Genomic DNA, 8832 nt, shown 5'->3' on the forward strand with positions numbered 1-8832 from the left:
CGATAAATTGGTCTTAGACCACTAACACCAATTTTAAGAATTTAGGAGCTAGTTATGAGAGCACCATTAGCAAATGTATTTCAAGAAGAAGAAAACGAAGAGATCAATATGACGCCAATGTTGGATGTTGTATTTATCATGCTTATTTTCTTCATTGTAACAGCCACTTTTGTTAAAGAAGCAGGTATTGATGTGAACCGTCCTGAAGCTGCAACAGCAGTGAAAAAAGAACGTGCCAACATCTTAGTTGCGATTTCTGACAAAGGCGAAATTTGGATCAATAAACGCCAAGTAGATGTACGTGCTGTACAAGCAAACATTGAACGTTTACATGCTGAAAATCCTCAGGGTAGCGTTGTAATCCAGGCAGATAAAAAAGCCACTACTGACACCCTAATTAAGGTGATGGATGCAGCGCGTTCTGCAGGTGTATTTGACGTATCAATTGCGGCTCAGGAAGCGTAGACATGCGTTATTATATTTCCACTTTAGTCGCAATTTTAGTTACTGCATTGTTATTTTTTGGCATGCAAGCACTAATACAAAGTGGTGATGGTGTGGCAAGTGAACCTGTTCAAGGTAACGTTTTAGACTTTGTCAGGCTCAAACAGGAAGAGTCAGTACAAAAAAAAGAACGTAAGCCGCAAAAGCCACCAAAGCCAAAAGAGCCACCACCACCAATGACACCACAGGCGAGTAGTTCTGATACAACACAAACAGCTAGTAACTTTGATTTTTCTGCGAATGTAGATACCAATGTTGATTTAGCAGCGGGCCTAGCACTTGATTCGGGTGATGGTGAATACCTTCCAATTGTTAAGGTATCACCAGTTTATCCACGTCGAGCGTTAAGCCGTGGTATAGAAGGTTATGTGATTGTTGAATTTACAGTAACTAAGTCAGGTACTGTGTCTGCTCCTCGGGTAATACAGGCAGAACCAGAAGAGATATTTAATCGTACAGCCATGGATGCGGCACTTAAGTTTAAATACAAACCACGTGTTGTAAATGGTGAAGCAGTAGAAGTAGCCGGTGTACAAAACAAGATTACGTTCCAAATTAATGGCTAATCGGTTAAGGCAATGAAAGATTTCATTGCCTTAACCCTGAACTTTAAACGCTGTTAAGTGTGTATAAATAAATAGAGTTAGGTTGAATTACAATGTTGAAAAGAAATTTAATTAGTATTGCATTAGTGAGCTGTGTATTTGGCGCGCCACTAATCGATGCAATTTTTAATACCGAATTTGCTTCTGTTAAGGCTGAAGAAGTGAAAACAAAGCGTGTACCTGCACTTCGTAATAAAGTGTACTCACAATTGGCACGTGCCCAAAAACTTGCTGATGATGGAGATGTTGCAGCGGGTATTGAAGCGCTTGATATCGTTAAGAAAAAATCGTCAAGTATGAACAGCTATGAAATAGCGATGATGTATAACTTTTACGGTTTTATTTATTACAATGAAAATCGTGTTAGCGACGCTATGGCTGCTTTTGAAAACGTCGTAAAACAAGACCCCATTCCAGAAAGCTTAAAATTAAATACCATATTTTCGTTGGCACAACTTGCCATGGCGGAAGGTCAGTTTGACAAAGTAATTAGTTATTTAAATCAGTGGGAATCGCTCAATACGAAACCACCTCAAGCAAATTATTACGAATTAAAAGCAAACGCGAGTTACCAGGCCAAAGATTATAAAAGTGCAGTTCAATTTATTAATACGGCAATTAATTTACATGATGCTGAAAATAAAGATGTTAAAGAGAATTGGTATGTATTACTGCGTGCTTCTTACTATTCATTAAACCAACCAAAAGACGTAGTACGCGTACTTGAAGAGATGGTTCTACGTTTCGATAAGCCAGAATATTGGGTGCAACTAGCGGGTATGTATGGTGAGGTTGGCCAAGATAAGAAGCAACTTGCGTTAATTGAAACAGCAAAACAACGCGGTTTTTTGAATGACGGTACAAAACTCAAAAACCTTGCTCAAATCTATATGTATTCAGGTCTGGCTTACAAAGCAGCAAATGCAATGGAGCTAGGTTTTGAGCAAGGCAACATTGAGAAATCTTCGAAAAACCTTATTTTTGTTGCTGAAGCCTATATGCAAGCACGAGAAGATAAAAAAGCAGTGCCATATTTTATTGCTGCGGCAAAACAAACAGAAAGTGGTGAGTATGATCGCCGCTTAGCAGAAGTTTATCTTAATTTAGAACTGTTTGATGAAGCTGCTGATTCAGCACGTGAAGCCCTAGATAAAGGTGGATTGAAGCAAGAATCTAATGCGTATATTGCGCTTGGTATGGCGCAATATAATTTAGAAAACTTTGATGCTGCTATTTTAGCATTTGAGCAAGCAAAGAAATTTAAAAAGGCCGAACGTTTAGCATCACAATGGTTGCAATATGTGAAACGTGAAAAACTTGATAAAGACACATTAAGCAAGGCGTATCTGTAATAGTTTTATAAAATAAAATTTGTAATCAACCTCTAAGGGACCTACATGGTCCCTTATTTCATTGTAAATCAGTAACTTCCGAAAATAGCCATACAACAGCTTCAAATTCACTATTTTAAAAAATCTGACAAGAAACTGTCATCGACACGTTAATTAAGTGTAACCCATTTGACACATAAACCCTCTAACGTATACGCAATTCTAAATTAGTGCAGAAGCACACAAAAGCGAAAAAGCTTAAAACTATCAACGGAGAAAACAATGAAACTTTCTGGTTTATTTAAAGTGAGCATGGTTGCGTCAGCATTAACACTTGCAGGTTGTGGCGGTGGCGATATCAATATTACACCAACAACAATTGATAACAGCGTAGACAACTCTGTAACAAACCCAAGCACAGGTACACCAGTAGAAGAAATTTCATGTGCAACTTACACACTAGACGGTGCTGAGTTCACAGGCGAAGCAGAAGGCGTAAACTGTGTTTATAGCCAAGCTTTCGCAAGTAACGCAAAAGATATCACAAGCTCTTTCGTTATTCCTCGTCTTGAAAATGGCGGTGCGCACGTATTTGAAGGTGCATTATTCATCGGTAAAGATGTCGATACGTCAACGGGCGCTACAATCGATGATAACGGCCCTACGCTTTCAATTGAAGCAGGCGCTACCATTGCGTTTACAAAGCCTGAAAGCTTTATCCGTATTGCACGTGGTGCAAACATTGAAGCAATCGGTGAAGTTGATAAACCAATCGTTTTCACTTCAATTGCAGAAGTAGATGGTGACGATGCAACAACTGCTCAAATCGGTGACTGGGGTGGAATTCAGGTAAATGGCCGTGGTCATTCAATCCGTTGTTCTTCAGAAGCTGCTTCTCAAGATTTATGTAACCACGCTGCAGAAGGTATTGTTTCATACTATGGTGGTAACGATCCTCAAGATAACAGCGGTATTTTAAAGCACATTGTTATTAAATATGCAGGCTACGGTGTTGAAGGTGATGAACTTAACGGTTTAACGCTTAACGCTGTTGGTTCTGGTACAACGATTGATTATGTTCACGTACATAATGGTTTTGATGACGGTATCGAACTATTTGGTGGTTCTGTAAACCTTAAGCACATTGTTGTAACTGAAACTGGTGATGACGGTGTTGATTGGGATGAGGGTTGGAAAGGTATGGGTCAATACATCCTTGTTCACTCAAAGCAATATGGTAACCACGGTTTCGAAACAGATGGCGCGAAGAAAGATCCACTTTCTGCTGATGGTCAAGGTCTTGTAACAACAGTTTCTAACCCAATCATTGCAAACGCAACTGTAATTGGTACAGGTTCTGCTGGTGCAGAAGGTCGTCGTACTGGCGCAGGTATGGAAATGAAAGAATGGGGTAAAGCACACATGGCTAATATCTTATTCGCTAACTCTTCAACTGAATCAGGCGCTGCATGTTTAGACTTATACAATGAAAAAGATAAGTCTGGCGCTGCGGGTGTTCACGCAAATGCTAAAAATGGAGACATTAAGTTCGAAAGTGCAATCTTTGCATGTGGTCTTCAGTTTGAAGAAGTAAACACAGCACTTGAAGGTGAATTAGCAGGTTTTGATATGGCTGCATGGTTTGCTGCAGGTAGCAATAACCAAAACATCGGTTTTGCTAGCTTCGATAACATCTTTGCAGCTGACGGTGTATCTACCAAAGCAGCAATGATGGATAAAGATGGCAACGCAGTAACAGCTGTTGCTAAAGACATGAGCGAAGTTAATTCATTCTTTGATAACGCAGGCTACGTTGGTGCAATTCAAGAAGGTGCAACTGGCGATTGGGCTGAGTTTGTTAAAGCTTCGCTAGCTCGCGCTGGTCAATAATCTAAGCCAAATAGTGAGTTTTGGTGTGGCAAAATGCCACACCTTTTTATAAGACTATCGGTTTAGAGGATTTTAATATGAAACCAAATAAGCAATTTAAAGCTAATTTAGTTACGCTTTCAGTGCTTTGTGCGTTTTCGTCATTTTCCTCAATTGCAGATGATAATGAACAAGCACAAGTACAACAGGAAATTGAAGAAGTTGTTGCTACAGCAAGCCGTTTAAAAGGCAGTGCAAGTGCAGTAATCGAAGAGCGTAAAAACCAAGCTTTCGTTGCCGACATCATGGGTGCTGAACAGATTTCACGTACTGGTGACTCAGATGCAGCTTCTGCATTACGTCGTGTAACAGGTTTAAGCTTAGTAAATGATAAGTTTATCTACGTACGAGGTCTTGGTGAGCGTTATTCAAGTGTACGTTTAAATGGTGCATCGGTACCTAGCCCAGACTTAACTCGTAGCGTAATTCCACTTGATATTTTCCCATCAAGTATCATTGAATCACTATCAGTACAAAAAGCGTATTCACCAAACATGCCAGCAGCGTTTGGTGGCGGTGATGTGAATATTCGTACTAAGAGTATTCCTGACGAACGTGTTTTTAAAATTGATATTGGTGCAAGCTATAAAGACACTAATGATAAAGGCTATACCTACGAAGGTGGTAGCGATGATTGGCTAGGCACAGATGATGGTACACGTGCAATGCCTGGTACAGTGCGCGCTGCACTTAATCGCTATGTAAACGGCTTATCAGATATTTCTATTCGTAATATTCGTGATGTTGAATCTAAAGTACTTGGCAGTGATATTGGTCAAGATGCTGCTATTGCACTTAATAAAGACTTAATTAAAGCTTTGCCACGTGATTATGGTTTAACAAAAGAAAGTTTAAATCCAGATTTTGGTGTAAAAGCTGTTTACGGCGATCGTTTTGATGATCTATTTGGCTTTGGTGGTTCACTTGGCTTTTTAGCAAGTGTTGCATACGACAATGAATGGTCAAATTCTGAAGAGTTTTCAGCGGTACTTTCTGCAGTTGATGCAGCTGCAACGGGTGATTGTTCGACGAATACTTTTGCCTGTTACTCTGCTAAAAATAACAAGCAATCCACTAAGAATAATATTAAGTTAAATACGTCATTTAACTTAGGTTATAAGTTAGATGGTCATGATTTAACAGCAACTTATATGCAACTTCGCGATACTGAAGATGAAGCATCAGTTGCAATTTATCAAGAACCTTCAAAGTCGTTAAGTATCGAAGATGGTCAGGTTCAGCGTAGTCACACTACATCGTTTGAAGAGCGCCAACTCGATATTCTTCAAGTACGTGGTCAACACAACTTAACTTGGGGTTTACTCGATGGTTTCGGTGTAGATTGGCATTATACTGATTCAACAGCAACCACTGAGATCCCAGGTGAACTTGAAATAACCGTGCGCGATGAATACCAAAATGGTCAATATCAACGTACCTTCTATAACGGTTCACTCGGCGGTAATCCTTACCTTTATCGTTTTGTCGATATGGAAGACCAAGTCGAAAACTGGGGTCTTAATGTTAATAAAGTATTCTACTTTGCAGGGTCTGATTTAGAACTCTCTGGTGGTGGTTACTTTATCGAAAAAACGCGTGATTACCGTACCGATTTCTTCAACTACCGTTTTGCACAAACACAACAACTTGAGTTAGCGCAAAGTGAAGATGAAGCATTAAATATTGGCAGTTACTTTAGTAACGATAGTATGGTTAATAACACAGACGTTGAAATTCTTTTCCAAGAACCAACAGCTGATGATTACCTTGCTGCACAAATGATTGATGCTTACTTTGGTGCGTTTGATTTCACTATTAACAACAACTGGCGCTTAAGTGGTGGTGTACGTTATGAGGATTTCCGCCAAGTAGCATTAGCGTTTTCACGCAGTGCATTCGACCCATCATTGCTTGCTGATAAGCTAAGCAGTGAAGCAATCGAACAAGCAACAGTGTTAGAAGATGATTATTTTGGCTCGTTATCAATGACTTATAGCCAAGATACATATCAAGTACGCTTTGGTTACGGTAACACAGTTGTACGCCCTGATTTACGTGAACTTACTCCGGTACAGTATCAAGATCCATTAACAGATTACCGAACTTTAGGTAATCCATATCTTGAATCCAGTTACCTTGATAACTTTGATGCTCGTGTTGAGTTCTATCTTGAAAGTGGTGATAACTTCTCAATTGGTGCTTTTTACAAAGATATCGACAGCCCTATTGAAGCACTATTAACAGAAAGTGATGGTCGTTTCACGCTGCAATTTGATAATGCAGACAACGCGGTTGTTTATGGTATTGAAGCAGAGTGGATGACAGAACTACACGCCGATATGTTAGGTGGTGCGTTCTTCACATCAGGTAACATCACAGTGAGTGACTCTGAAGTAACCATTCTTGAGAGCCAACGTGGTGATTTAACAAATTTAGAACGTCGAATGACGGGGCACTCTAAATACGTAGCAAACTTACAGCTTAACTATGATTCGCATAATGGTAATCATCAAGCGTCTGTAATTTATAACGTATTCGGTGACCGTATCTTAGCGGCAGGTGTTAATAACTTTGATGATGCCTATGAGCAACCAATTAATTCATTGGATTTTGTTTATAGTTATTATCCTAACTTTAACTCGACAATTACGTTTAAAGTTAAGAATGTGCTAGGTCAAGACTTTGAAGTTGAGCAAAATGACGTGTTAATTCGTCAAAAAGAAATGCCAACGGAAATCAGTTTAGATTTTTCATATGAGTTTTAATAACCGACTCTAAAACCAGTGACTTTCAACTAAACCTAGCGTATTTATATACCTAGTCAAAAAGCTCAACAATTGTTGGGCTTTTTTTTATGATATTTTTTCAACAATCCAAGTTATACGGTAGATTTCTAGAAGTCTAAATGATAGATTCGAATTTCTGCCCAAGTGCAGAACATTAATAACTCTCACGCATCAAAAAGTTATTACATTTTATTTAGGAATTTGAATTATGTTAAAAGTTGGTTTAGTCGGTTGGCGTGGTATGGTTGGCTCCGTATTAATGGAGCGCATGCAACAAGAAGGTGATTTTAATAAAATTGATGCGACCTTTTTTACCACCTCACAAACCGGTCAGCTTGGCCCTGATATCGCAGGCGATGCAAAACCACTTCTTGATGCAAGTGACATTAACGAACTTGCAAAAATGGATATTATCTTAACTTGCCAAGGCGGCGATTATACTAAGGCAGTGTACCCTGGTTTACGTGAAGCAAGCTGGGATGGCTACTGGATTGATGCTGCCTCTGCACTTCGTATGGCTGATGACAGTATTATTGTTCTCGACCCTGTAAACCTCGATGTAATTAAGCAAGGGTTAGAGCAGGGCGTTAAAACATTTGTTGGTGGTAACTGTACTGTATCACTTATGTTATTAGCGCTTGGTGGTCTGTTTGAGCAAGATTTGATTGAATGGGTGAGCCCAATGACATATCAAGCAGCATCAGGTGCAGGCGCGCGCAATATGAAAGAACTTATCACACAGATGGGTGAAATTCATAAAGAAGTTGCTGATAAACTTGATCCTGCCTCTGCAATTTTAGAAGTTGATAAACTTGTTTCTGAAAAAATTAAATCAGATTCATTACCAACCGATCAATTTGGTGTGCCATTAGCAGGTAGCTTAATTCCATGGATTGATGTGCCTATGCCGTCAGGTCAAAGTAAAGAAGAATGGAAAGCGCAAGTAGAAGCGAACAAAATTCTTGGCAGCAATAAACAACCAATCCCTGTAGATGGTTTATGTGTGCGTATTGGCGCGATGCGTTGTCACTCGCAAGCAATGACGATTAAACTTAAAAAAGACATTTCTGTTGAAGAAATTGAGTCAATTTTAGCGTCACATAATGAGTGGGTTAAAGTTGTACCAAATGAGCGTGATGTTACAAGTAAAGAACTGACACCTGTTAATGTTACGGGTACCTTGTCGATTCCAGTAGGTCGAATTCGTAAATTATCGATGGGCCCTGAATATATCAGCGCATTTACTGTAGGTGACCAGCTACTTTGGGGCGCTGCAGAACCACTTCGTAGAATGCTGCGAATCATCACAGATTAATAAGTAAAAAAGCCATTACTAAAAGTAATGGCTTTTTTTTAGCTATATATTCTATCTCTCAATCGTAAAAGTATATTTTAAATCTCCTATATTTTGTTTTTGCAGCTGCTTTTTATATGTTTTAACGAGGCAAAATAACTCACTAAACTTACGAATGACACTAGCGAGCGAACAACGGACGTTGGAAGTTTTTGTAATTCACTCCCGATAACTATTTTAAATTTTATGTATATCGATACAGTTATAAGTGTAGTGGTCAACTAATTTTGGCCACAGTTTTAGAATCTTTATTTCTTACTTCAGACTCATGTGGTGCTAGGCCAGCATTATAGTGATGTGGCCTAACGTTGTTGTAATATTCA

At 39.1% G+C, this 8832-nt stretch carries 6 protein-coding genes; all 6 read left to right on the forward strand.

Annotated elements, in window-relative coordinates; translation table 11 throughout:
* Positions 1-54: 54 nt before the first annotated feature.
* The 6 genes from ABYD77_RS15915 (at position 55) to asd (ending at position 8470) form a co-directional block, all read left to right on the forward strand.
* A complete protein-coding gene (locus ABYD77_RS15915) occupies positions 55-465 on the forward strand; it encodes a biopolymer transporter ExbD (protein ID WP_040135876.1) in 411 nt (136 codons plus the stop codon).
* Positions 466-467: 2 nt separating this feature from the next.
* Positions 468-1070 (forward strand): energy transducer TonB, encoded by a 603-nt coding sequence (locus ABYD77_RS15920; RefSeq protein ID WP_372771098.1) that lies wholly within the window; start codon positions 468-470, stop codon positions 1068-1070.
* Between the two features lie 92 nt (positions 1071-1162).
* Positions 1163-2461 carry a tetratricopeptide repeat protein gene (locus ABYD77_RS15925; protein ID WP_372771099.1) on the forward strand — a complete coding sequence of 433 codons (1299 nt, stop codon included), beginning with the start codon at positions 1163-1165 and terminating at the stop codon, positions 2459-2461.
* Between the two features lie 261 nt (positions 2462-2722).
* Positions 2723-4330 (forward strand): hypothetical protein, encoded by a 1608-nt coding sequence (locus ABYD77_RS15930; RefSeq protein ID WP_372771100.1) that lies wholly within the window; start codon positions 2723-2725, stop codon positions 4328-4330.
* A 77-nt stretch (positions 4331-4407) separates the two neighbouring features.
* Entirely contained in the window at positions 4408-7134 is a 2727-nt protein-coding gene (locus ABYD77_RS15935) for a TonB-dependent receptor plug domain-containing protein (protein WP_372771101.1), read from the forward strand.
* Between the two features lie 229 nt (positions 7135-7363).
* Complete coding sequence (asd, locus tag ABYD77_RS15940) at positions 7364-8470, forward strand: aspartate-semialdehyde dehydrogenase (protein WP_372771102.1); 1107 nt, start codon at positions 7364-7366, stop codon at positions 8468-8470.
* Positions 8471-8832: the final 362 nt, after the last annotated feature.

Source organism: Pseudoalteromonas sp., from assembly GCF_041629635.1.
Lineage (GTDB): Bacteria > Pseudomonadota > Gammaproteobacteria > Enterobacterales > Alteromonadaceae > Pseudoalteromonas.